The organism is Butyrivibrio sp. MC2021 (assembly GCF_000621605.1).
Classification (GTDB): Bacteria; Bacillota; Clostridia; order Lachnospirales; family Lachnospiraceae; genus Butyrivibrio.
Window position 1 is genome coordinate 1,051,769 of record NZ_JHXX01000001.1, and the last position, 22,688, is coordinate 1,074,456.

The 22,688-nt window shown below is 46.1% G+C and carries 19 protein-coding genes; 4 read left to right on the plus strand and 15 right to left on the minus strand.

Annotated elements, in window-relative coordinates; translation table 11 throughout:
* Nucleotides 1-35: 35 nt before the first annotated feature.
* Nucleotides 36-506 (minus strand): MarR family winged helix-turn-helix transcriptional regulator, encoded by a 471-nt coding sequence (locus tag T359_RS0104365; protein WP_026516415.1) that lies wholly within the window; start codon nucleotides 504-506, stop codon nucleotides 36-38.
* Nucleotides 507-765: 259 nt separating this feature from the next.
* Between T359_RS0104365 and T359_RS0104370 the strand changes: the two genes are divergently transcribed.
* Nucleotides 766-1,542 carry a Cof-type HAD-IIB family hydrolase gene (locus tag T359_RS0104370; protein ID WP_026516416.1) on the plus strand — a complete coding sequence of 259 codons (777 nt, stop codon included), beginning with the start codon at nucleotides 766-768 and terminating at the stop codon, nucleotides 1,540-1,542.
* On the opposite strand, the gene T359_RS0104375 is transcribed toward T359_RS0104370, so the two are convergent.
* A complete protein-coding gene (locus T359_RS0104375) occupies nucleotides 1,529-2,221 on the minus strand; it encodes an epoxyqueuosine reductase QueH (protein WP_026516417.1) in 693 nt (230 codons plus the stop codon). The genes T359_RS0104370 and T359_RS0104375 overlap by 14 nt on opposite strands.
* 239 nt (nucleotides 2,222-2,460) lie before the next feature.
* Between T359_RS0104375 and T359_RS0104380 the strand changes: the two genes are divergently transcribed.
* Both T359_RS0104380 and T359_RS0104385 read left to right on the plus strand, forming a co-directional pair.
* Nucleotides 2,461-3,951: an alanine/glycine:cation symporter family protein gene (locus T359_RS0104380; protein ID WP_026516418.1), complete on the plus strand. Its 1,491-nt coding sequence runs from the start codon at nucleotides 2,461-2,463 to the stop codon at nucleotides 3,949-3,951.
* A gap of 161 nt (nucleotides 3,952-4,112) precedes the next feature.
* Nucleotides 4,113-4,907, plus strand: a complete 795-nt coding sequence (locus T359_RS0104385; RefSeq protein WP_026516419.1) for a ZIP family metal transporter — start codon at nucleotides 4,113-4,115, stop codon at nucleotides 4,905-4,907.
* Between the two features lie 271 nt (nucleotides 4,908-5,178).
* Here T359_RS0104385 and T359_RS0104390 read toward each other — a convergent pair whose 3' ends face one another.
* The 6 genes from T359_RS0104390 to T359_RS0104415 form a co-directional block, all read right to left on the minus strand.
* Nucleotides 5,179-5,736 carry a GtrA family protein gene (locus T359_RS0104390; RefSeq protein WP_026516420.1) on the minus strand — a complete coding sequence of 186 codons (558 nt, stop codon included), beginning with the start codon at nucleotides 5,734-5,736 and terminating at the stop codon, nucleotides 5,179-5,181.
* Nucleotides 5,736-8,165 carry a glycoside hydrolase family 3 C-terminal domain-containing protein gene (locus T359_RS0104395; RefSeq protein WP_026516421.1) on the minus strand — a complete coding sequence of 810 codons (2,430 nt, stop codon included), beginning with the start codon at nucleotides 8,163-8,165 and terminating at the stop codon, nucleotides 5,736-5,738. The genes T359_RS0104390 and T359_RS0104395 overlap by 1 nt, the downstream gene beginning before the upstream one ends.
* Before the next feature lie 78 nt (nucleotides 8,166-8,243).
* Entirely contained in the window at nucleotides 8,244-11,177 is a 2,934-nt protein-coding gene (locus T359_RS0104400; protein ID WP_026516422.1) for a glycoside hydrolase family 3 protein, read from the minus strand.
* Nucleotides 11,178-11,351: 174 nt separating this feature from the next.
* Nucleotides 11,352-12,473: a GGDEF domain-containing protein gene (locus tag T359_RS0104405; RefSeq protein WP_026516423.1), complete on the minus strand. Its 1,122-nt coding sequence runs from the start codon at nucleotides 12,471-12,473 to the stop codon at nucleotides 11,352-11,354.
* Nucleotides 12,470-13,780, minus strand: a complete 1,311-nt coding sequence (locus T359_RS0104410; RefSeq protein ID WP_026516424.1) for an ATP-binding protein — start codon at nucleotides 13,778-13,780, stop codon at nucleotides 12,470-12,472. The genes T359_RS0104405 and T359_RS0104410 overlap by 4 nt, the downstream gene beginning before the upstream one ends.
* A gap of 17 nt (nucleotides 13,781-13,797) precedes the next feature.
* A complete protein-coding gene (locus tag T359_RS0104415) occupies nucleotides 13,798-14,505 on the minus strand; it encodes a LytR/AlgR family response regulator transcription factor (RefSeq protein ID WP_026516425.1) in 708 nt (235 codons plus the stop codon).
* Nucleotides 14,506-14,662: 157 nt separating this feature from the next.
* Between T359_RS0104415 and T359_RS19290 the strand changes: the two genes are divergently transcribed.
* Entirely contained in the window at nucleotides 14,663-15,109 is a 447-nt protein-coding gene (locus tag T359_RS19290) for a PH domain-containing protein (protein WP_051544918.1), read from the plus strand.
* A gap of 29 nt (nucleotides 15,110-15,138) precedes the next feature.
* Here T359_RS19290 and T359_RS0104425 read toward each other — a convergent pair whose 3' ends face one another.
* From T359_RS0104425 to T359_RS0104455, 7 genes are all read right to left on the minus strand, one after another.
* Nucleotides 15,139-15,714 (minus strand): GNAT family N-acetyltransferase, encoded by a 576-nt coding sequence (locus T359_RS0104425; RefSeq protein WP_035783543.1) that lies wholly within the window; start codon nucleotides 15,712-15,714, stop codon nucleotides 15,139-15,141.
* 21 nt (nucleotides 15,715-15,735) lie between these two features.
* A complete protein-coding gene (locus T359_RS0104430) occupies nucleotides 15,736-17,778 on the minus strand; it encodes a DUF2264 domain-containing protein (protein WP_026516427.1) in 2,043 nt (680 codons plus the stop codon).
* Nucleotides 17,779-17,799: 21 nt separating this feature from the next.
* Entirely contained in the window at nucleotides 17,800-18,930 is a 1,131-nt protein-coding gene (locus T359_RS0104435; RefSeq protein WP_026516428.1) for a glycoside hydrolase family 88 protein, read from the minus strand.
* 10 nt (nucleotides 18,931-18,940) lie between these two features.
* Nucleotides 18,941-20,878, minus strand: a complete 1,938-nt coding sequence (locus T359_RS19295; RefSeq protein ID WP_051544919.1) for a heparinase II/III domain-containing protein — start codon at nucleotides 20,876-20,878, stop codon at nucleotides 18,941-18,943.
* Between the two features lie 83 nt (nucleotides 20,879-20,961).
* Nucleotides 20,962-22,011: a tetratricopeptide repeat protein gene (locus T359_RS0104445; protein ID WP_026516429.1), complete on the minus strand. Its 1,050-nt coding sequence runs from the start codon at nucleotides 22,009-22,011 to the stop codon at nucleotides 20,962-20,964.
* Between the two features lie 29 nt (nucleotides 22,012-22,040).
* On the minus strand, nucleotides 22,041-22,415 hold the full coding sequence (locus tag T359_RS0104450; RefSeq protein WP_026516430.1) for a RidA family protein: 375 nt from the start codon (nucleotides 22,413-22,415) through the stop codon (nucleotides 22,041-22,043).
* Between the two features lie 30 nt (nucleotides 22,416-22,445).
* Nucleotides 22,446-22,688: a hypothetical protein gene (locus tag T359_RS0104455; protein ID WP_026516431.1), complete on the minus strand. Its 243-nt coding sequence runs from the start codon at nucleotides 22,686-22,688 to the stop codon at nucleotides 22,446-22,448.

Genomic DNA, 22,688 nt, shown 5'->3' on the forward strand with positions numbered 1-22,688 from the left:
GATTTTCTCCTGTTAATTGTTCTTTTTGAAAAAGATCACAGCTGCTGTTGCATGTTGTCGATGACCTTGTCCAAAAGCTTCCGAAGAGTCTGTATCTCCTCTTCTGTCATGCCCTCGGTCAGAGTTAGATCCGTGTATCTTTTTCTCTCCTTATTTCTCTCCACAAATTGCTCGCCCTTCGGAGTAAGAACGATATTCCTGTATTTTTTGTTGTCAGGATCAACTGTTACCGTAAGCATCTCCTTCTCCTCAAGTCTCTTAAGAAGGCCTATGGTAGTGGGATGCTTAATATGAAGTGCCTTGGATATGTCCTTCTGGGTGACCTTATTATTCCTGTTTTCCCATACATAGGTAATAAGGATCAGCTGTGAAAAGGTCATATCTTCAACCTTAAGCTGCCGGTTGATGATAGCGGCAAAGGTCTCGTGGATAAGCCTGAACTTAAAGCTTGTTGGCTCATTCTCCCTGTCTCTGAAGATTTTCCTTGGATCGTCTTCGCAGTTCATGTCTCACCTCCCCATGATACATGTAGCTAGGTACATATAATATGATAGGTAGCTTACTACATATTGTCAATTACAAAAAAATATTTTTTTAGATGGTTTTCACCCATTTTCATCTCTCTTCTTTCTGGTATGATCAGTTTATGTGAGCCAAATCACATAAACATTTTATCATGATTGCGTTTTGCCCAAAATTAAACCTTTCTAAATAAGGAGGTTTGTAGTATTCTAAATTCGCACAAATACTAAGTGGAGAGAAAAAATGATAATATTCTTTGATATAGACGGAACAATTTGGGACTGGAAAAACTTCATACCGGAAAGCGCCAAAAAAGGCATAAAAAAAACTCAGGAGAACGGCCATAAATGCTTTATAAATACCGGAAGATCCAGATCCTTTGTAACCCATGAGGAGCTTCTGGGAATAGGTTTCGACGGCATCGTATCCTCCTGCGGATGCATGATCGAGTATGACGGAAAGACGATTTTTAACAGACTTATCAGTAAAGAAGACAGTATCAGAACCGTGGAGACCCTGAACAAATACGAGTTTAAGCCGATTCTGGAAGGGCCCTCTCATCTCTACATGGAGAGGGAGGACTACATCGGAGACCTCTACGGTGAGAAGGTCATGAGAGAAATGGGCGACAGACTCCGTGGAATAAAGGAGTGCTGGGGCAACTGGGAAATAAATAAGCTCTCCGCCACCTGCAAGCCTGAAAAGAGCAAAGCATGTTTTGAAGAGTTGTCTGATCTTTATGATTATATGATACACACCGAGACCATATGTGAGATGGTTCCCAAGGGCTTTAACAAGGGCACCGGAATCCGCAAGGTCTGCGAGCTTCTCGGAGCTGATGTCAAGGACACCATCGCCTTCGGTGACAGCATCAATGACAAGGAGATGCTGGAGGAAGCCGGAACCGCTGTGGCCATGGGCCGCTGCAGCGATGAGATCGCAAAGATCGCGGACTTCGTCACCGCCAATCTTGAGGATGACGGTATTTGGAAGGGCCTTGAGAAGTTTAATTTGATTTAAGGCGCTCTGCCTTTGAGAAGCTGCAGCCGCAGAAATCCTGCCTGTAGAGGCCGAATTTGGCGGACAGCTCAATGGAGCGCTTGTAGCCTTCTTTTTTCTTAAAATCCGATGGCAGGAAGGATATCACATCCCTTCCTGCTTCTTTATTAATATCCGCAGCTGCCAGCTCTCCTACTTCGTTGAGAACTTCAGCGTTCTTTAAGGGGCTGATGGTAAGGGTGGTGGTAAAATAGTCAAATCCCTTATCTACAGCGATTCTTGCAGTCTCCTTAAGGCGCAGTTCAAAGCATTTCCTGCAGCGCTCGCCGCCTTCCCTGCAGTCCTCCAGTCCTTTTGCCGCCTCATAGAACTCCCTTGGGTCATATCGGCCTTCGATGATCTCTATCTTCCTGGCGCTTTCAGTGGAATGCATATCCTCAAAGCTTTTTTCCTCTATCTGCCTGTTATATTCGGAAATCAGCCTCTTCTCCTCTTCCACTCTCTTTTTATATTCATTTTCTTCGGTAATATTGGGATTAAAAAAGAACACAGTAATATCAAAGTACTCTCTAAGGTACTCAAGACAATAGGATGAGCAGGGAGCACAGCAGGCATGAAGAAGAAGCCTTGGGTATCTGCCTTCCTTTTGAAACTCATCTATTCTTTTTTCAAGCTCTTTCGAGTAATTGCGTTTATTCATGGTATTCCCTTCATAACAGATTGCTTTTGATAACTATATCATTAGCATATCATTATGAGAATACCATGAAAATTAAAAAAATCCTTCTCTTCGATTGTTACTTTTTAAGTTTAATCCCCTATGTTCCACAAAATGTCTACACAATATTTTATTGACTTTTGCACTTTAGCACTTTAAAATGATACCAACAGTTTTGTACTCGTGTATACAATAATAACGTATAGTGAGAGGAGAGTATTATGGGTGGATTTTTAACAATGGTTGAAAACATTAACAATGCAGTCAATGGCTTCGTCTGGGGACTTCCGATGCTGATTCTTCTGGTTGGCACAGGAATTCTTATGACACTTCTTACGAAATTCTTTCAGATATCCCACATTAAACATTGGATGAAAAATACCATCGGCGGAATTTTCACTAACTCACATATCACCGCTCACACAGGAAAAGAGGATATGCAGATCTCCCAGTTCCAGAGTCTGTGCACTGCTCTTGCAGCAACCATCGGAACCGGTAATATCGCAGGTGTTGCGGCAGCTATCGCAGCCGGCGGCCCAGGCGCCATCTTCTGGATGTGGGTTGTTGCTTTCTTCGGAATGATGACCAACTTCTCCGAGAATGTTCTCGGTATCTATTATAGAAGACGTAATGAGAGAGACGAATGGTGCGGAGGCGCCATGTACTACCTCAGGGACGGCCTTGGCAGCAAAAAGGGCTGCAGGCAGATTGGAGCTGCTTTAGCTGTTCTTTTCAGTGTTTTCTGTATCCTGGCTTCCTTCGGAATCGGAAATATGAGCCAGATCAATTCCATAGCAGTAAATATGGGGTCTGCTTTCGGAATTCCTTCATTTGTAACCGGTGTTTTCCTTATGGCTCTTGCAGGCCTTGTTATCGTAGGTGGTCTTAAGAGAATCGCTTCCGTAACAGAAAAGCTTGTTCCTTTCATGGCAGTTATCTACCTTATCGGTGCGATCATTGTTCTTGTTGTTAACGCCAATCAGATTGGCGCAGTATTCGGAGCCATCATCAAGGGTGCCTTCGGTATGAGAGCCGTTGGCGGCGGCATCGTTGGAAGCGGTGTTGCAATGGCTGTTCAGTGGGGAATGAAGCGAGGCGTCTTCTCCAACGAGGCAGGTCTTGGTTCTTCAGTTATGGTTCACTCCAGCTCCAACGTTCGTGAGCCCGTTGTTCAGGGTATGTGGGGCATCTTCGAAGTATTTGCCGACACCATCATTGTTTGTACCCTCACTGCTTTCGCAGTTTTATCCTCAGGTCTTGTAGACCTCAATACCGGCGCAGTTCTTTCAGATAAGGTTTCAACCGCCCTGGTTGCAGAGGCCTTCTCCACAGTATTCGGCGGCGCAGGTTCTGCATTTATCGCAATTGCTATTCTGTTCTTTGCTTTCTCAACAGTTCTTGGCTGGAGCCAGTACGGAAGCAAGGGCTTTGAGTATCTCTTCGGAAGAAAAGCTGTTAAGGGCTATCAGATCATATTCGTTGTGTTCATTGTGATCGGTGCTACCATGGACCTCTCACTGGCCTGGGATCTTTCAGATACCTTCAACGGAATGATGGCTATCCCGAACCTTATTGGTGTTATCACCCTCAGCGGCACAGTTATGAAGATCACCAAGAACTATGTAGACCGCAAGATCCATGGCAAGGATGTAAAGCCTATGCTCTCTGCTCTTGATGATATCCAGGAACTTCACGAAAAAGAGATCTGCTGAAAATAATTAAAAGACTTAGATTAAAGTCAAGCCTTTTACAAAAGGGCTTGACTTTATTTGTGTGTAATGTTAGCATATGCTAACATTTATAATTAAATGATACTTTTTATCAATACAAAAACATTATAAAATATAGATAACCACTACAAGGAGGAACTATCATGCTTAAAATTTTCGATATAAACATCATTTTGGGATTACTTATCCCCTTTTTCGGTACAGCCCTCGGCTCCGCCGGAGTTTTCTTTATGAAGAATCAGATGAGTAAAGGCATCCAGCGCGCTCTGACGGGATTTGCCAGCGGAGTCATGGTGGCAGCGTCTATCTGGAGCCTTCTTATTCCGGCCATGGATCAGACTGAGGACATGGGTAAGCTTGCCTTCCTTCCGGCGGGCATAGGCTTCCTTCTGGGAATTGCATTCCTTTTGCTTCTCGACTCCGTTATTCCCCATTTGCATCTGAATGCGGAGCAGGCGGAAGGTCCCAGAGCCAATTTTAAGAAGACCACAATGATGGTTCTGGCGGTTACCCTTCACAATATCCCCGAGGGAATGGCTGTGGGTGTTGTATTTGCAGGACTTCTTTCAGGTAATTCCACCATCACCGCAGGAGGCGCTCTGGCGCTGTCCCTGGGTATCGCCATCCAGAATTTCCCTGAGGGTGCCATCATTTCCATGCCCCTTAAAGCCGAGGGCAAAAATACCTTAAAGGCCTTTGGAAGCGGCGTTCTCTCCGGCGCGGTTGAGCCCCTGGGAGCCCTCCTTACTATCTTGGCCGCAGGCCTTGTGGTTCCTCTAATGCCCTATCTTCTCAGCTTTGCAGCCGGTGCCATGATGTACGTGGTTGTGGAGGAACTCATTCCGGAAATGTCAGAGGGAGAGCACTCAAATATCGGTGTTATCATGTTTTCCGTGGGATTTGTACTTATGATGGCCCTGGACGTAGCCCTTGGATGATGTTCACAAATTCTTCACACTACCTTTAGTGAGTATTTAGGTTCGGGCTCTAATATAACATCATCAGGTAACGCAAGTTACCTGCTACCCCACAACACATACTTTTTTCAATCATTACACAGGGCTATTCCAACCCCATATAGGAGTAGCCTCCTCCCAACAATTACCTCTCTTTTTTGAGGATGTTTAATAAACTACTTCACACAAAATCAGGCGCCACACCGTTCATCTATCGGTGTGGCGCCTGATTTTTATATCTCTTATTTCTTAATTACTCCTTCTCAGCCTTAGGTGTCTGAGGGAAAATGATCTTGTTTACGAAGAAGAATACTACCATGGATACTCCTCCGTTAAGCACTGTGGTTCCGATGTTGTAGATGAAGTCCGGAACAAACATACCTGCTACAGCAACCCAGATACAGTTAATTGAGTTAACGATGCAGGTGATAAGGCAGAATGCCAATACGTACCAGGCGATCTGCTTACCGGTATTGCCATGGCTTCTGAATACAAAGAGCTTCTGGATCGGGAAGTTGATGCACTCACCGATGATCATGGCTACCATATATGCCGCAAAATATGCCAGTCCGCCGTGGGCCTGATCATATCCCAGGATGTTCCACTGGAAGGTCTCCCCGAACAGTGTCACCGGAATTCCGGGCCATCCGAAGGATCTGTCTCCCAGCCCCTGGAACGCATATGGTAAAAACTGAAGCATCAGATACTTAAGGACTGTGACAAGGTTCGATACGATTACGAACAGTCCGCCCTCTCTTATCCACTGCGCTGCCTTGGGATGTTTTTCTGCAAAATCATTCCAAAATTTCATTATTTGTTGCCTCCCTTGATCTTAGCTTCATAAGCTTTATTCTTACTGCTGTTTCCGAAGAAACCGCCTATAATAGTGCCAAGGCCTCCAAAGAATCTGCCGTTGACAAGTTTAATTATTCCGTCAACCATAGCCATGCTCACCATTCCGCCGCTCATTTTTGCCATGGCTCTGAAAGGCATGTTGTAGATAAACAGGATGTTAAGATCCGGCTTTCCGCTCTCATCTGCCTTTTTCTTCTTGTTTGTGAGAACCTTGTAGATAAGCCTTGCAAGGCCGCTCTTTGCATAGTACATCTGGCAAAGGGCATCATTTTTGCCAAGGCTTCCGCTCCATTTTCCGTCAGGTATGGATCTTCCCAGAAGTCTTTCAAACTCATCATCACTTACAGTCTGAATCTTTCCGCTGTAGTAGCTCTTGAAGGACTCTTTTACATAAGGGATCTCTGTGGTGGTTCCTGCCTTCTGAAGGCTGTCCCTGAGCTTAATGTCTGCGCTGCTGGCGCCTACCATAATGCAGTAGTTGCCCTCCTCGATCTCCCACTTATTGGTCTTAACGTTGAAATAGCGGAAAGTCTTATCGTCAAAAGCGATCTCAACCTTTTTGCTCTCTCCTGCCTTAAGGAAGGTCTTGGCAAAGCCCTTGAGCTCCTTGACGGGTCTGAAGACTTTTCCGTCAGGAAGGCCCACATAGAGCTGTGAAACCTCTGCTCCGTCTCTGTCTCCTGTGTTCTTAAGGGTAAAGGATACTCCGTTTTCCGTAACAGCCAGATCACTGTATTCAAAGCTGGTATAGGAAAGTCCGAAGCCGAAGGGATAGATAACAGGCACGTCAGCGGTGTCGTAATATCTGTATCCCACATAGAGACTCTCTCTGTACTCTGAGGTTCTCTGCTGGCTTGGATAGTATCTGTAAGCCGGTGTGTCCTCATATCTTCTTGGAAGTGTCTCAGAAAGCTTACCTGAAGGATTAACACTTCCTGTGAGGATATCCAGAACAGCTCCTGCTCCTGCCTGGCCGTTGAGGTAGCAGTGAAGCATTGCCTTGAGGTAATGGTGCCAGGGCAACTCAATGGCAGAGCCCGCACTGATGATACCGATGATATTGGCATTAACCTGGCCCAGCTCCTGCATAAGGGTTATCTGATTCTGAGGAATCCTCATGTGGTTTCTGTCCATGCCCTCGGATTCGCTGTCCTCATTAAGTCCGAAGAAATAGAGAACATAGTCGGCTCTTGCTGCGATGTCCAGAGCCTCCTTCTTGGTGGCGGCATCCTCATCGCCGTTTCTTGAATAGCCTCTGGATGAACCGATAACCTGAATATCGTAGTTGCCGATGATCTCGGAAACAGTCTCTATCTTTGTGGGATTAACCATGGATGAGCCTGCGCCCTGATATCTTGGAACAAAAGCAAAATCACCGATTACGGCAACCTTTGCTCCGGGCTTAAGAGGAAGGATCTTGTCCTCATTCTTTAAAAGAACTGTGCTCTCAGCGGCAGCTCTTCTGGCCACGGCGTGATGAGCAGGAATATCGAACTCATCCTTTTTATCCTTGGCATTTGCAGAAAGAGTAAGGACAGCATCCAAAAGCTCATCTACTCTGGCATCCACCTCCTCCATACTGATCTTGCCGCTTTCTACCGAAGCTATCAGCTCTCTTGCTGAATCAAGACCGGGATTTGGCATCTCCAGGTTGGAGCCTGCGGCAACGCCCAGGGCATGGTCATTGGAAGCGCCCCAGTCAGTTATGACTATACCGTCAAAGCCCCATTCTTTTCTCAAAATATCAGTCAAAAGATGCTTATTCTCATTGGCATAGGTGCCGTTGACCTCGTTGTAGGCTGACATGATGGTCTTGGCCTTCCCCTCTTTTACAGCAATCTCAAAGCCTGTGAGATAGATCTCTCTTAAGGTTCTTTCATCAACCACCGAGTTCATGGCCATACGGCGAAGTTCCTGTGAATTGACCGCAAAGTGCTTAGGACATGCATAAACGCCCTTTGACTGAATACCCTTTACATAGGATGCTGCCATTTTTCCTGCAAGGTACGGATCTTCTGAAAAATACTCAAAATTTCTTCCGCAGAGTGGACTTCTCTTAATGTTAAGTCCGGGACCAAGAAGTACGTTAACGCCTTCTGCCATGGCCTCTTCGCCCAGAGTCTGACCCAGGGTCTCTCCAAGCTCAGTATCCCAGCTGTTTGCTATAGTTGCCGCTGTAGGGAAACATGTGGCAGGAAGGGATGCGTTAAGTCCCAGATGGTCTCCTGCGCCGGCCTGCTTTCTTATACCATGAGGGCCGTCAGAGCAAAAGATCGAAGGGATTCCAAGTCTCTCAAATCCCCAGGTCTGCCACTCTCCTTTTCCCTGTAAAAAAGCAGCCTTTTCTTCAATTGTCATCTTTTCAATGATATCCTGATGTTTCATTTTTATCCCCATTGTTCTATTAGAGTTCAGAAGGCACCCGGCTTAAAAAAGCCGGTGCCTTCCGATAATCATTAGTGATCAGTTGTTTTCTTCAAGCTTTTTGTTCTTATTAAAATTCTTGATAAAGATTGCCATAAGGCAGATCATCAGTGCGCAGAAGATCACGTCACAAACTATCATAAGAACCTTCCAGGAAGCCATTCCGCCGCTGAGATTCTCAGGAGCATATGCTCTTGAATTAACTACGGTGTAGAGGATGTTCTTGGTTGCGTCTCTCATAGCCTGCTGAGCGCCGTTGGTATCTCTGAACTGTACATTGTTGGTAGCTGTAGGATAGTTAACCAGCATACAGTCTGTACCGTTACGGATAGCCTGGTCAGATGACATGTAGCCATATACTCCGAAGTAGTCTGTAAGAACGAAGCCGTTGAAGCCCCACTCGTTGCGAAGAACAGTCTTAAGAAGTGATGCGCTTCCGCCTGCCCAACGGTTACCGATGTAGTTGAAGGAGCTCATTACTGCTGTAAGGTCAACATTCTTTACGCAAAGCTCGAAAGGTCTGAGGTAGATCTCACGGATAGCCTGCTCATTGGACCAGGTGCAGAGCATGTCGCATCTGTTACCTTCCTGATCGTTCATAGCGAAGTGCTTGATATAAGCATATACTCCGTTATCCCATGAACCCTGTGCCGCTTTCATAGCGATGAAGCCTGAAAGAAGGCTGTCCTCTGAATAGTACTCGAAGTTACGTCCTGCAAAAGCAGTTCTGTGGATGTTCATAGCAGGTGCATACCAACCTGATACGTCCATTTCATTTGCCATCTTTCCGATGTAATCACCGAAGGAATAAGCAAGATCCTTATTAAATGTTGCTGCAATTGTTACACCTACAGGGAATCCAAGGGATCCTACTCCTGTGAAGTTGTTGTTGATGGAAGCAGGGCCGTCACAGTCATTGGTACGAACCTTGCCGATGGAATCAACTGAGTTGGTCTGATATCCGCCAAGGGAGATAAGAGCGTTCATGTCATCAAGTGTCATGCTGTTAAGAAGCTCATCCCACTTAGGATCGTCCTTTGAAAGACCGCGGAGATCTTTAAGCTTAAGGTTTGTAGCTGCTCCTGTTGTAACTGCTGCTGCGTTAGGATCCTCATCAGCTGCTGTTGCTTCAGGTGTAAGGTAATTACTGATGTTATAGAAGGTTGACTTGGCATCTGCGCTCATCTCATAGCTTGTAGGAGCCTTGGTTGCCTCTGCATAATTTGCAAAGCCGTCTGCTCTTGAAAGATATGTGAGTCCGCCGTTGGCATAGTCAAATGTGTTTGTAGCTGTAACAAGATCTGAAGATCTCTTGTTTGATCCGTTGTAGGTGATTGTGCTTCCTACAGAATAGGTCTTGGAATCAATAATGTTGTGTGAATCCTTGTTGATGGAGATGATGTAATCTCCGCTCTCAAGTACATAAGCCTTTGCATTCTTGTCATCATAGGATGCCATCAGCTCTTCATCGAAGGAGATGGTGAAGGTCTGTGATGCGCCGGGCTCAAGGATATCTGTCTTTTCAAAGGCGATGAGGTTAGCTGAAGCCTTCTCAATTCCGCCGTTGGTATAAGGAGGATTGAAGTAAACCTGAACTACTTCCTTACCTGCCTTAGCCCCCATATTTGTAACTGTTACATCAAAGCTGATCTTGCCGTTTGATGATGTGATCTCGCCCATGGTCTGCTCAAAGTTTGTATAGGAAAGACCATGTCCGAAAGGATACTGAACGATGCTGTCATAGTCGATAAGTCCCTCAAGAGCTGCTGTCTCGTAGAACTTGTAACCTACATAGATGCCCTCAACATAGTTAATGAAGGAAACATCTGCTCTTGACTCTGCTCCTGTCATGAAGCTTGTTGAGATATATGCGAACTCATCCATGTTGGTGTAGTTGAAGTCACCGAAGTTGTTCCACCAAGGTGTCTTTTCCATATCATAAACATAAGTATCGATGAGCTTACCTGATGGGTTAACCGCACCTGTAAGGATCTCGCCGAGAGCCTCCATACCTACGTGTCCCATGCCTGCTGCCCAGAGAACTGACTTGATCTGAGGATGATCCTTGATGAAGCCCATCTCAAAAGCGTTGGCACCGTTGTAAACAAGAACAACCTTATCGAAGTTCTGGCAGACAAGAGAGATCATCTCTTCTTCTCTGTTGGTGAGCTGGAGATAGTGATCTCCTGCATCCCAGTCATTACCCTGGTTCAGAGTGTCATCATAAACACCTGCTGTGTAGGTTGTGCCATCCTGATAGGTTCCATTTACCATGCCTACCATGTCGTTAGGAAGATCTGCACCCTCACCGCCTGAACGGCTGATAACGATTAAAGCTGTATCTGAAAAACTCTTTGCATTGGAAATAAGTGAATCTGTGTAAAGTGAAACGTTTGGTTCAGGCAGGGTCCAATCCTGTGCCCACATACCAACCTCAGGTCTGTCTGCCTTGTAATCTGTGTAGAACTTGGTCAGCTCTGAGTTAGTCTCGATTCCCGCATGTTTAAGTGACTGAAGGATATCGATGGTTGCATATGCATTATTAAGTGCTCCTGATCCTGCTCCGCCAAGGATAGGATTGATGGAAGCCCAGCCGAATACGTTGAGCTTGGAGCCCGAAGCGATAGGAAGGGTGTTTGCCTGGTTCTCGATAAGAACGATTCCTTCCTCTGCGATCTGCTGTGCAAGCTTGGTTGAAGCATCGGAAGTCTCTTTTGCGATAGTTCCGCTTCCGCTTACAAGATCAAGCATGGTGCTCATTGGTCCTGTGCAGATCATGTTGACGCAGATAACAATACCTGTGAGCATAGCAACAAGTGCTGTGCCTCTGATAAGCTTCTTTAAGGGCTTCTTCACCTTCATTACAGCTATCATGATGATAACTGCAACAGCAATGATAATGCCTATAGCTATCAGAAAGGATTTGATGGATGTTATGACGTTCATAACATCACTCATGTTGATAGATAACATAATAGAACCTCCCTTTTTTAAGTGTCCGCAACCGGTCATGAAGCGGAACTATAATTTTACACACCCTTTGTGCGGCGCGTCATTACACACTAAGCTTAACACGCAAAAAAAATCGTGCCGTTTTTGTCACAAACGGTACGATTTTTGTCCTAATCGGTAAAATTATATTGGTGGTCACTTTTGATGGTGAATATTCTTTTCTATATACATATTGTCATCCATGTTCTTAAAGAAGCTGTCCACGGTATCCACATCCCTGTCGTAAATACTGTAGCCCATGGAAAGGGAGATGGTATACTGCCTGCCCTCGGTCTCGTTGAAGATATCCTGCTCGGCTCTGATATTATCCATGATCTTTTTCAGCTGCTGCTCATTGGTATCCTTCATAAGAACGATGAACTCATCCCCGGCAAACCTGATGGCAATGCCTTTATCGGGCTTACTGAAAAGAAGGATCCTGGCCACATCTATCAGGGCCTCATCTCCGATGGAATGGCCGTAGGTATCGTTTATCTGCTTGAAGTGATCCACATCTATCATGATTCCTCCAAGATTGCCGCCTGCTCTTGCCATGATCTCTATCTGATAGTCAAGATAAGCTCTGTTGTACAATCCCGTCAGGGTATCCACATAGGAAAACTCATTCTGGGAAGCCATGTAAATAGCTGTAAGTCCCACCGCCAGTGAAACCCAGATAAGGGATATGCCATAAAATATCGACTGCAGGAAGCATCCCACAATAATGGGCCCCAGCATCAGATACAAAGGGAAAAAGCGGACCTTTCCGTATTTCTTTTCATAATTCTTAAGGATCCATACGCTGTAAATAAGGTATCCCAGGTCAACCACATAAAACAGATATCCCGCGGGCATTCTGTGATATACATTTTCTGCATCAATCCAGAAAATGACGGGTATAAAGATATTTATCAAAGCCATTATGAAAAGACATATGGCCGGAATTGCGACCTTTGGATATATCTTTTTTATCCTTCTTCTGCTCTTATAGAGCTTCATATCCACATACAGACACCAGCTGAATACAAACAGGGGATTGGCCACAAAACAGAAGGTATTTGCCACAAGGCTAACGCCCCTGTATAGTTTGCCCGGAATGCCGTCAAGACAGAATGCAAAAAAATCGATGATGCAGGCAATGGCAGTAAGAATACCGTTGAAGGACATGATCTTAAACTCGTCTCCTCCGCCGCGGCGTCTGATCCTGCTGCTTGAAAGCATGGCAAGCACAATGACAAGCCCTATATAATCAGATGTCATAACTGCAATAACGTTCATCCGATTCCTCCCTGGGGTATCAGTATCTTCAGCTCAAACCAGTTGTCATTTAAAGCAAAATTAAGTGTTCCATGATATTTTTCGACAGTATATCTGATACTTTTTAGTCCAAAACCATGATTTCCCTTATCAGCCTTGGTGGTGACGGGGTATCCGTTTTTCATGGTGATGGTATTCTCACAATAATTGCTTATCTGTATCAGTACAAAGTTCTTTTTCTGAGAAATGGCCAGATGAATAAGGCGCTTCTCAGGGTCATCTATAAGGGATACGCTCTCGATGGCATTGTCCAGGGCGTTTCCGAAAATAGTACATATATCTGCCACATGCATGAAATCCAGAAGGTCTCCCTCTGCCACGCAGGTTATCTTGATATTGTTGGCCCTGCAGTTCATGGTCTTTCCGGCGATAAGGGTATCCAGAACGCTGTTTCCCGTCTCCAGCTCGGGGCTGTAGGATTCAAGCTCGGCTTCTAAGGTATTAAGCCATTCCTCCCTTTTTTCATCGCTCATCTCAGCACGAAGGCCTGCGATCTGATGCTTCAGGTCATGGTATTTCAGATTGATGAGTTCAAAGGTGGTCTGATAGTTTCGATACTTATCGTACTGGGCCTTTAGCATTGAGTTTATGTTTCTTAGCTCTTTTTCCGCCAAAAGCTCGCAGATACGGCTCTGGTACACATACAGGATCATGATTCCCGCAATATCCACCAGAGTTCTTATATAGAAGATATCCGCCACAACTCCCGCAGAAAAAGGTGTGTTTTTTACAATAAAGCTCAGATTACTGAAAGCAAATACCGCTGCAGCTATTAAAATAGCGGCCCTCAGCTCTTTTCCGTTGATTTCCAGCTGAAAAATACCTCTTATCATGCTGACTTCCATATAGTGTGCCCAGATAAAAACGATGGAATAAACCACCACCAGAAGTGCGGCCTGCAAAAGCAAAGATTTATTGTATCTGTAGAAAAAGCATGCCAGCTGCCACTCCAGGGAAGCTGCCAGCTCCGCCAGAAGAAATGCCCTGGCGCAGTAATATCCGATAACATTCTTGGAGGCGTCACAGGTAGCCAGCATATAGGCGAACATAAAGCCCACCGCCAGAACCATACAGGGAATCCACAGAATCACCGGAAGGCTTTTGGTCAGCACCAGAAACATGCTCTGAAGCACCAGGGCTAAAACAGAAAAAAGCACAAACTCATCGTTTTTTACCTTTCTCTTCAGCACCAGGCAATAGCCAAAGCATGCCAGCCATTCCGCCAAAGCGGTATATATTCTTGGTATGTCCTGATAAGCCAGTTCCATTGGAGATCTCCGTATCTCTAAATACTTGAAGCCATATAATCGGTTAAGGCGCTCATAAAGTCATTTTTTCTGGCCCTGCTGATAAGAAGCTGCTTGCCCGCTATAAGGCAGCATCCCTTTTCAACGCCGTCCACAAACTTCAGATTCACCAGGTAACCCTTGTTGCTTCTGAAAAAATTGTATCCGGAAAGAAGGTCTTCATAATCACCAAGCTTTCCTCTGATTATAAATTCTCCGTTAGTGGTATAAAAATTTAGGTTATGCCCCCCACTTTCTATATAAAAAATGCTGTCTACGTCAACTTTTTTGACACCGGAGGGCATGTCCACTGAAATAAAATTAGTGGTTTTCTTCTTTATCTTGCTGATGGCCCGGCCCAGCTTCTGGGAAAAAGCGAAGTAGCTCACGGGCTTTAGCACATAGTCCAGGGCATCCACCTGGTAGCCCCTTATGGCATAATTGGTCATGTTAGTAATGAACATGATGACAACGTCCTGATCCAGCTTTCTTATCTCCTCCGCCGCCGTCATGCCGTCCATAAGCTTCATCTCAATATCCATGAGAATGATGTCAAACTGCCCTTTATAGCCGTTGGTGATCTCATCTCCGTCGGAAAATCTGGATATTTTGAAGTAGTTACCGCTTTCTTCCTGATATTTATTTATGTATTCGGTGAGCTGAGAAGCGTAGGAATCCTCGTCCTCAACTATCGCAAGATTGATCATTCGCTCTCCTGTTGGCATAATTACATTTATCAATAGTCGTAATATCGCATTATTATAATTATTATACAACACTTTTTACAGCCTGATAAATAGGTTATAATGGAACATATGCAAGTTTATAAAACTATTACATTTACCATAAAAGAGGAGAAAAAAGATGAGCAAGATTGTTAATCCCGAGCAGTATGCAGAGTCCACCGGCGCCAAGGGTGAGCTTCGCTACAAGGAAAGAAGCAGATGGCTGTTTTTAGGTCTTCCCTGGACCTTCACCAAATATGAGATCCGTGACAACGTGCTGACTGTCATCAAAGGCTTTTTCACTGTAAAAGAGGATGACTGCTATATGTACAAGATCAGCGACGTGGAGATCACCAGCTCACTTATGCAGCGTATCTGCGGCATGTCCACCATCACACTCTTTACTTCAGATGTTACAGACCGCACCATCGTCATGAAGAACATCAAGCACGGCCGCGAGATCAAGGACTTTATCCTTCAGGCTTCAGAATCAGCCAAGATCCGCCGCAGAACTGTCAGCATGCAGAACATAGGCTTTGGCGCCAATGATATTCATGATATAGATGAAATGGACGACCTTGGTTAACAAGGCCGTCTTTTTTAATAATCCGATATTCAAAACAGTTCCTTGGGATTATCCACATGCTCTCCCAGCATCTTTTCCATCCAGACCATGTTGTACCATCGGCCGAACTTGCTTCCGCACTGATGGAACTCTCCCACCATGCTGTAGCCCAGCTTCTCATGGAACTTCACGCTGTCATAGGTAAGATGCTCATCCTCGGCCCCATTAGGATAGCCTATGCAGGCATTCACATTGAGGATGCCCATGGCAGAAAGGCACTTCTCAAGCTCAGCGTAAAGAAGTCTTCCAAGGCCGCCGCGCTTGCAGTCCTTATCCACATAGATGGTGGTCTCAACGCTCCACTGATAAGCAGCTCTTTCCTTAAAGGCCGATGCGTAGGAATAACCAAGAAGTCTGCCGGTGTTCTTATCCTGGGCAACAATGTAAGGGTATTTTTCTTTGGTCTTTCTGATGCGTCCTGCAAACTCTGCTACTGAAGGAACCTCATACTCAAAGGTGATGGCGGTTTCCTCCACATAATAGCTATAGATCTTCAGCAGGTTCTCTGCATCATCTTCTGTTGCTTCCCTGATGATAATGTTGGTGCTTAGATTCTCTTTTTCCATAAGCTTTCTCCTCTTTTTTCCTTAAAGAGAAAGTTTACTCTCAATTCTGTCAAAGTCAACCACTCTCCTGGTTCCATCCTTAAGAATTATTGTGACAGGGCCGTAACCTCCGCATTTCTGAGGATCTGTGTAGATGATCTCCTTTACAGGGAATATCTCATCCTCGGAGAAGTCCTCATGGCTCTCCTTTGTAATAGTCTGGGAAAAAAGAAAATATGGCTCGTAGCCGTACTGCTTTTCCCTGGTGGTCTCTGCGTAGAGAACTACGGACCCGGGGCTGTCGGGGTTGGTGCCCTCACTGTTTATCAGCCCTATTTCGCTCCAGCCATCCATGATGGTATAGGCCAACTGCTTCTCTTTGCCGGTATGGTCACGGCCCTTAAGGATAACTGCCTTGAAGCCATCCTTTTCCTTGCGGATGATCTCTGTGCCATTGTCGGGGAATCCAAAGGTTCCAAGAGTAAGTCTTAAGGGTCTTCTGTACATCCTTATCTTATCTGCCCTGAAGATTCCATAGGGTACAGCAAAATCCGCCAGATTCATTACGGTGCGCCAGTGGTCCTCGGTCTCCATCTCATAGTCAAAGACCTGTCTTCTGTAGAGGACGTCATCCTTTTCCCCGTGCCACAGGGTGACATTAGCCTTGTGATATTTTTTCTCCGGAAGGAATTCCAGCACATACTGCTGGGACTCCACATCTTCTGCGGGTTTGCACTCCCAGGGGAACTTGGTGCTGTAAACCAGCTTGGAATAGTTCCACATGCCGTGCTCATCCTTTTTGTCCTTCATGATCTTGCCGGTTCTAAGCTCGGTGATGCCGTTGGCCTCATGATTTGCAAAGCAAAGTCCCGGGCCATCAAGGGTTGTGACCTTGGTCTCTTTTTCCTTAAGGTTCTCCCAGGTGCCAAGATTCTCTTTTGCAGTCCAGAAGGGATGATCCTCCGGCAAATGCAGGCATAAAAGGGCCTTGGCCAGCCACATGGGAGACTCGGCGCAGGAATAGCCCTGAAGGAGCGGGGCAAAAGGCCCGTAGAAGCCAAGGGTAGGCACTCCCTCCCACAAAAAATCGTCTCTTGTAAGGAACTGAAGAAGGGACCCTGAGCAGATCCTTCTGGCAAGGCCCGGATCCACAGTGGAATTCTTCATAAGAAGATTGCCGTCAAAGGCGCTGGTGGCGGCGTTTCTGTAGATTCCGCTTCTGCCCCACATATTTGTAAAGCCATCCCTGTCAAAAAAGTCAGGGTAGGTCTTCATAAGTTCATTGGAGTTTTCTTCAAATTTCTGGGCTATATAGGGCTCTTTTTCATAGCCGTACCAATTGTTCCAGATGGCGGTGTACATGTTGAAGGCCCAGCAGGAATAGTAGTCGAAGCACTGCCCGTCCCTGTACCAGCCATCCCCCACATAATATGCCAGGATGTTCTGGGCGTGGTCCCTCATGATGTCCTCGTCGATGGAATAACCGTTCATGTGAAGGAATGCCAGATCCAGCATGTTAAAAAGACGCCAGTTCTGAGGCACGGTATTCGCATGGGCAAAGTCGGATAAAAAGGCTGCGATGCGGTCCTTCTCCTCCTTGGTATAGGTATCCCATATCTCCTCTTTGGAAAGCCAGAGACAGATGACCAGGGCTGCGGTCTCCACAGTCTGCTGATAGCAGGCGTTGGGATTATCCGATGTGTCCAGCTTTCTCATATCCGAGAAGTTAAGAACATAGTTCTTCTCCCCGGGAGTTACCGCATAGAGGACCTGCTTTTTGTAATAATCTCTTATGTTTATGCCGTTCAGGACAAGCTCCGGCTCAATATGTATAAGGGGCGCAGAGATAAAAAAGCTTCTGGCCAGGCCCTCGAAGTACTCCGCCTTGATGCGCCACATGGGGGCGTCCTTGGAAGGGTATGTTATTTCGGTCTCATATCTTGGCATAACCACCGGAGCTTCGATACTGTCTATATTGTCAAATATCCCGGAAAGAAGATACTCAGCGGCAGCTATCCAGGATTTTCTTGTAAGACCTGTGTAGGGACTTAGTTCATAATCTAAATGTTCAGGAACAAACTTCATATTCTAATCCTCTTTAATTTTTTACCAGATAAAAAGTTCCTTATCCGTAAGCTTCCAGATGGCCTCGATGAAATAGTAATCGCCGTAAATTATCGGGAATTCATGGGCCTTATCGTGGTAGGAAGCAGAGCACCTTGTAAGGAGCTCATCGTGCTCCGGGTCGTAGTCGCAGTCCTTTTCATCAAGGGCTGAGAGCATTTTTTCTGCTGCCTCCAGATAGAGAGCGCTCTTTGTTTTATCAGTTTTTTCCAGCTCCTTTGAAAGGGTTATAAGTCCGCAGGAAGCAATGGCTGCTGCCGTGGAGTCTATGTAGCGGGGCTCTCCCGGCTGGTCAAAGTCCACAGGAATAAGGCCGTCCTCGGGGATCCTGTCACAGAACCTGTCAGCAACCTTCATGGCTGTCTCCAGGTAGTTCCTGTCGCCGGTATGAATGAAGCTCAGGGTAAAGCCATACAGCGCCCAGGTCTGGCCCCTGGTCCAGGAGGAACCCTCGCCGTAGCCCTGTCCGCCGTATTCTCTGTCGAACTCTCCCGTCACAGGATCAAAGCCTACGATATGCCTTACAGAGCCATCTTCTCTGATGAAATAGTCCTGGGCTGTATCGGCATGGGCTATGGCAATCTCCTTAAATCTGGGATCTCCCAGTTCCTTCGATGCCCAGTATAAAAGAGGGAGGTTCATCATACAGTCGATGATGGCCCAGCCGGTGGTGTCTCTGTCATCTCCCCAGTCGTTCCAGGCTCTTATAAAATTGCCGTTTAAGTTAAAACGTCCCGCGAGGCTTGCTGCTGCCAGAAGACCTCTGTTCTTGGCTTCTTCCCCGGCAAAGAGCCTGTAATTAGCAACTGCTGTGGGAAGCCAGCGAAAACCGGCATCATGGTCCATTCCGTTATAGTTAAGAAAAGCAGCATCCATCTGCTCTTCAAGCTTAACCGCACACTCCTTGAAAAGTTCATTGCCGGTGGCGTTGTAGAGCTGCCACATCATGCCGCCGTAGAAACCATTGGTCCACCAGCAGATGTCCTTTTTGTCAGACCTGTCATCAAATACATGGTCCTTTGCCGTATAGGGGATTTTCCCCTTATTCCTTGCGGCAACCTTCTCCTCTTTCCTAATTATCTTGTCTGCAATTTCAGTCCAATTTCTCCCCATCTTTATACCTCTATTCAAAAATCATTGTAAAATGTGAATCCGGTTTTATTTGTATAAATATCCTGTAAACCTCATGTTTCCAGGCAAGCTTTAAACGCTTATCAGTAATAGGATATTCCTGAACAAGAACATCCTGTGCGCCATTAACAGTGCACGTTCCTAGCTTCCCTATGCTGATTCTTATTGATCCGTCCGGGTTCCGGCTTATCTCAGGCTTTTCATAGACCATCAAGCTCATCACGCCGGCAATGGTTCCGTTGTACTCATCTGCTACAGTTATGTTCCTGCCTTTGTTAAGACTGATGGTGCGGACATAGCTCTTTACCTGCTTGCTGTCATAGGCACCGGCGATACCCATCTTCAGGCTGCTGATACCCTCATTTGCGTTTTGGCAAAGAAGGCAGGTCACCTGGGATGCAGCGTAGTTTTCGCCGTCCTTCTCCATAATGATATTTTTATTGGCATAGTCTGCTGCTGAATCTTTGCCCAGGACAGCAATGGCAGCATCTAATTGATCTTTTTTAACATCTATAAATGTGGGCAGGTTGTGGAACTGGGATTGCATGGTCCAGAGCTCGTAGCGCCTGTCAGAGAAGGTCCTGGCGGTGTAGGTGCCTACCCCAAGGTCGATGATAAGGGGCTTGCCCTTCTTATAAATTGTAAAGGAACCCACATCATTGTGGTTGTGGCTGTCGGCGTTATCTCCCGCCTTGGCAGCAAGGGTGTAGGTTTTATCCCTGGCCACCATAAGTCCCACACTGGCAAAATAGCTGTCCTCCGGTATAAATCCCTTTGGCTTCCAGGCTAAAATATCCTTCATGGCAAAGGCCTGCTGCACATGGTAAAAGAGATTGATCTCATCAGTGATAAGCCTGTCCTTAACCGGAGCATCCATTACATCCTGTGCTGCAAACTCAGAAAGAACGTCGCTTCCAACGGCCTTTCCGAACAGGAACTCTCTGGCTGTCCTTCTTCCCGGCTTGGCGCTGCAGTCTGCGAAATTGATATAGTAATCCTTCGCAACATGCATTTTAACTATATATTCAGCAATATTCTTTATAAGTTTTTCCCTGAAGACCTGATCAAATCCGCCTTTTCCCTGCTCTGAATACACTCCGTTCATAAGCTCCAGACTGTCAAAGAGACACAGGGCCGCATGGGAATAATACTGGGCCCCTTCATCGCAGCCTCCGTCCTCACCGTATTCATCCAGGAAATAGTCCAGGGATGCAGCGGCTTTTCGGAAGAACTCCAGCCTCTCACTCTCTGTGAAAAAGTCTTTTTCTCTGGTGAAGGCACATATAAGAACATTCTGGGTACACCAGGGCGTCCAGTTGCACATAGGCTCCCTGCCGTTTCCCATCCACCAGAAATGCTGCGTAAGGTAAGGCGTAAAGATTCTCTCCTTAAGCCTCTCGTTTACATAGGTGCTGATATAGGGACTTATCTTTTGGAAGACCGGTCTTAAGAGATACTCGCAAAAAGCCACTTCAGCCCCGCTCTCCCCATCAAAAAGATCGATGATGGGCCTTGTGACATCAGGCATGTTCTCCTGTTTGCCGTCTCTCACATAGCTGGTATGGGGCGGAAGGCACCAGGTGGTCTCCTCCAGGATCAGATACAGTCCCTCCAGGATAGCATCTGTAAATCTCCCCTTATTCTCAACACATTCAGCCATAACAAGGCTGTTAAGTTTTCGCCTTCTGGGAAAATACTTATCCTCAAACCGGACTCTGTTCCCGGATTTGGAAAACTCCATAAAATCCGTGATAAGAAGCTGAGTCCAGGGCTTTTTAAGAGCCCTCTCCCCTTCTGCTATCAGCTGCTTTTTAAGCTCACCGGGAAGAGCCTCCCACATTTTTCTGTTGGAAATATCGGGATATCTGTTATAGGTTCCTACCTGCTTTATTTTTTCTGCGTAGTCCTCAACAATTGTTCTGTGCGACATGATCTCTTCCTCTTGAAAAAAATCAGAAAAAAGTGAATGCATCTGCATGCGCTGTTGGCACACAGATGCATAATTGACGTTCTTTACCTTGTGGAAAGGAAAACATTCTCTCTTGCTGCGGCTTCATCCTCGGGATAGGTCTTCAGATAGGTCTCCATAAGAGATGCTGCCAGGCCAAACTCGCCCATATACTCATAGGCTGTTATCTCATTCATCATAAGTGCCTGTTCCACATCCTTATCCCCTATGCTGAGCCCAGACTGGAAGGAGGATACTGCTCCCTCATAGTCTCCCTGCTTGATCTGACACATTCCAAGCTGGTTGAAAACCTTGGCAGAGTTGGGATTTTCACTTATATATGTCTTGTATACGCTGATGGCGTAATTGTAATCACCCTGTTTTTCTCCGGTCTGTCCAAGAAGCAGCACCACAGGCTCTTTTTCCTGGTCCCGCTCATTCCTTGCAGCCTCAAGAAAGCTCTGGGCTTCTGCGTTATTGCCAAGATAGAAGGAAATCTGTCCCTTCTCGTAGTTGGACATGAAATCCTTGCCGTTGTCCATGGCAGTCTGAAGAAGGGCTGTGGCCTCTTCTCCGTAGCCGTGATCATCAAGAGCTCTGAATATCATAATGATCATGGAATAGTCCTTGGGATTAAGGGCAATGGCCCTGGAAAAATCCGCATAGGCATCATCATGATTGCCGGAGGCCAGAAGTGCCACACCTCTCAAATAGTGGGCGCTGCTGTCCTTGCTCCTAAGCCCCAGTATGGCATCATAAACCTCTTTGGCCTTGTTGTATTCTCCCATGCCAAAGAAAGCATCAGCAAGATAATAGTTGGTGTCAAAGTCCATGTCATCAACTATTCCTTCATCCGCAGCCAGAGATGCCAGCAGCTCTGTGGAGGCCTCTTCGTACTCTCCCAGCTTCAGAAGGGCTATTCCCCGCCCTCTGTGAAGGAGACAGGCATCCTCGCCCTTTTCCTCGGCGTTATTAAAGCTCTCGAGAGCGTTTAGATATTCATGGCTCTCGATATAGGCAAATCCGGAATCGATATTGTGTCTTCCCACGAGACTCCCACATCCCGTAAGCAGAACAGAAATCAGCAAAAAGCTGGCTAAAGTTCTATACTTCATGTTGATTCCCCCAACTATAACTCCCTATATCATTTCAGGTATGCGACTACCTCAACCTCGCAAAGCACGTTCCTTGGAAGCTGTTTAACTGCAACGCAGCTTCTTGCAGGCTTGCCTGTGAAGTACTTCTCGTATACAGCGTTGAATGGAGCAAAGTCGCTCATCTCAGCAAGGAAACAGGTGGTCTTAACCACATGCTCATAGTCTGTGCCTGCAGCACGAAGGATCTCGCCGATATTTCTGCATACTCTGTCTGCCTGATCTGAGATCGTTGTGGTATCTATCTCACCGTCCTCAGGATTGATGGGAATCTGTCCTGAAGCAAAAAGAAAATCTCCTGCGATGATTGCCTGTGAATATGGTCCGATTGCTGCCGGTGCCTTGTCTGTTGAAATGTACTGCATATGTAGACCTCCTTATAAATATATTATTCGTCAAGTGCTCTGATCGCCGAACACTGCTGTAACATAGTAACCACGAGCGTTCTCTTCAACCTTAGTAACTACGCCTTCCCTCTCAAGCATACGCTCACGGAAGGGGAAGTTACCTGACATTGCCAGGGATGGGTCGATGGTATAGTAGTAGTTACTGGGAAGTACACCCTCGGTAACTGTGACCTTATCTCCCTCATGGAGAAGTCCCGGCCTCTCCATCTTAAAAATCATTTCTCTAGACAT

Coding starts and splice junctions, on each gene's coding strand:
- T359_RS0104425 (WP_035783543.1), bottom strand. CDS start 15,714: ATGGAAAAAGAGAATCTAAGCACCAACATTATCATCAGGGAAGCAACA.
- T359_RS0104410 (WP_026516424.1), bottom strand. CDS start 13,780: ATGGAACTGGCTTATCAGGACATACCAAGAATATATACCGCTTTGGCG.
- T359_RS0104455 (WP_026516431.1), bottom strand. CDS start 22,688: ATGTCTAGAGAAATGATTTTTAAGATGGAGAGGCCGGGACTTCTCCAT.
- T359_RS19295 (WP_051544919.1), bottom strand. CDS start 20,878: ATGTCGCACAGAACAATTGTTGAGGACTACGCAGAAAAAATAAAGCAG.
- T359_RS0104365 (WP_026516415.1), bottom strand. CDS start 506: ATGAACTGCGAAGACGATCCAAGGAAAATCTTCAGAGACAGGGAGAAT.
- T359_RS0104380 (WP_026516418.1), top strand. CDS start 2,461: ATGGGTGGATTTTTAACAATGGTTGAAAACATTAACAATGCAGTCAAT.
- T359_RS19290 (WP_051544918.1), top strand. CDS start 14,663: ATGAGCAAGATTGTTAATCCCGAGCAGTATGCAGAGTCCACCGGCGCC.
- T359_RS0104385 (WP_026516419.1), top strand. CDS start 4,113: ATGCTTAAAATTTTCGATATAAACATCATTTTGGGATTACTTATCCCC.
- T359_RS0104400 (WP_026516422.1), bottom strand. CDS start 11,177: ATGTTATCTATCAACATGAGTGATGTTATGAACGTCATAACATCCATC.
- T359_RS0104450 (WP_026516430.1), bottom strand. CDS start 22,415: ATGCAGTACATTTCAACAGACAAGGCACCGGCAGCAATCGGACCATAT.
- T359_RS0104370 (WP_026516416.1), top strand. CDS start 766: ATGATAATATTCTTTGATATAGACGGAACAATTTGGGACTGGAAAAAC.
- T359_RS0104445 (WP_026516429.1), bottom strand. CDS start 22,011: ATGAAGTATAGAACTTTAGCCAGCTTTTTGCTGATTTCTGTTCTGCTT.
- T359_RS0104390 (WP_026516420.1), bottom strand. CDS start 5,736: ATGAAATTTTGGAATGATTTTGCAGAAAAACATCCCAAGGCAGCGCAG.
- T359_RS0104405 (WP_026516423.1), bottom strand. CDS start 12,473: ATGAACGTTATTGCAGTTATGACATCTGATTATATAGGGCTTGTCATT.
- T359_RS0104395 (WP_026516421.1), bottom strand. CDS start 8,165: ATGAAACATCAGGATATCATTGAAAAGATGACAATTGAAGAAAAGGCT.
- T359_RS0104435 (WP_026516428.1), bottom strand. CDS start 18,930: ATGGGGAGAAATTGGACTGAAATTGCAGACAAGATAATTAGGAAAGAG.
- T359_RS0104430 (WP_026516427.1), bottom strand. CDS start 17,778: ATGAAGTTTGTTCCTGAACATTTAGATTATGAACTAAGTCCCTACACA.
- T359_RS0104375 (WP_026516417.1), bottom strand. CDS start 2,221: ATGAATAAACGCAATTACTCGAAAGAGCTTGAAAAAAGAATAGATGAG.
- T359_RS0104415 (WP_026516425.1), bottom strand. CDS start 14,505: ATGATCAATCTTGCGATAGTTGAGGACGAGGATTCCTACGCTTCTCAG.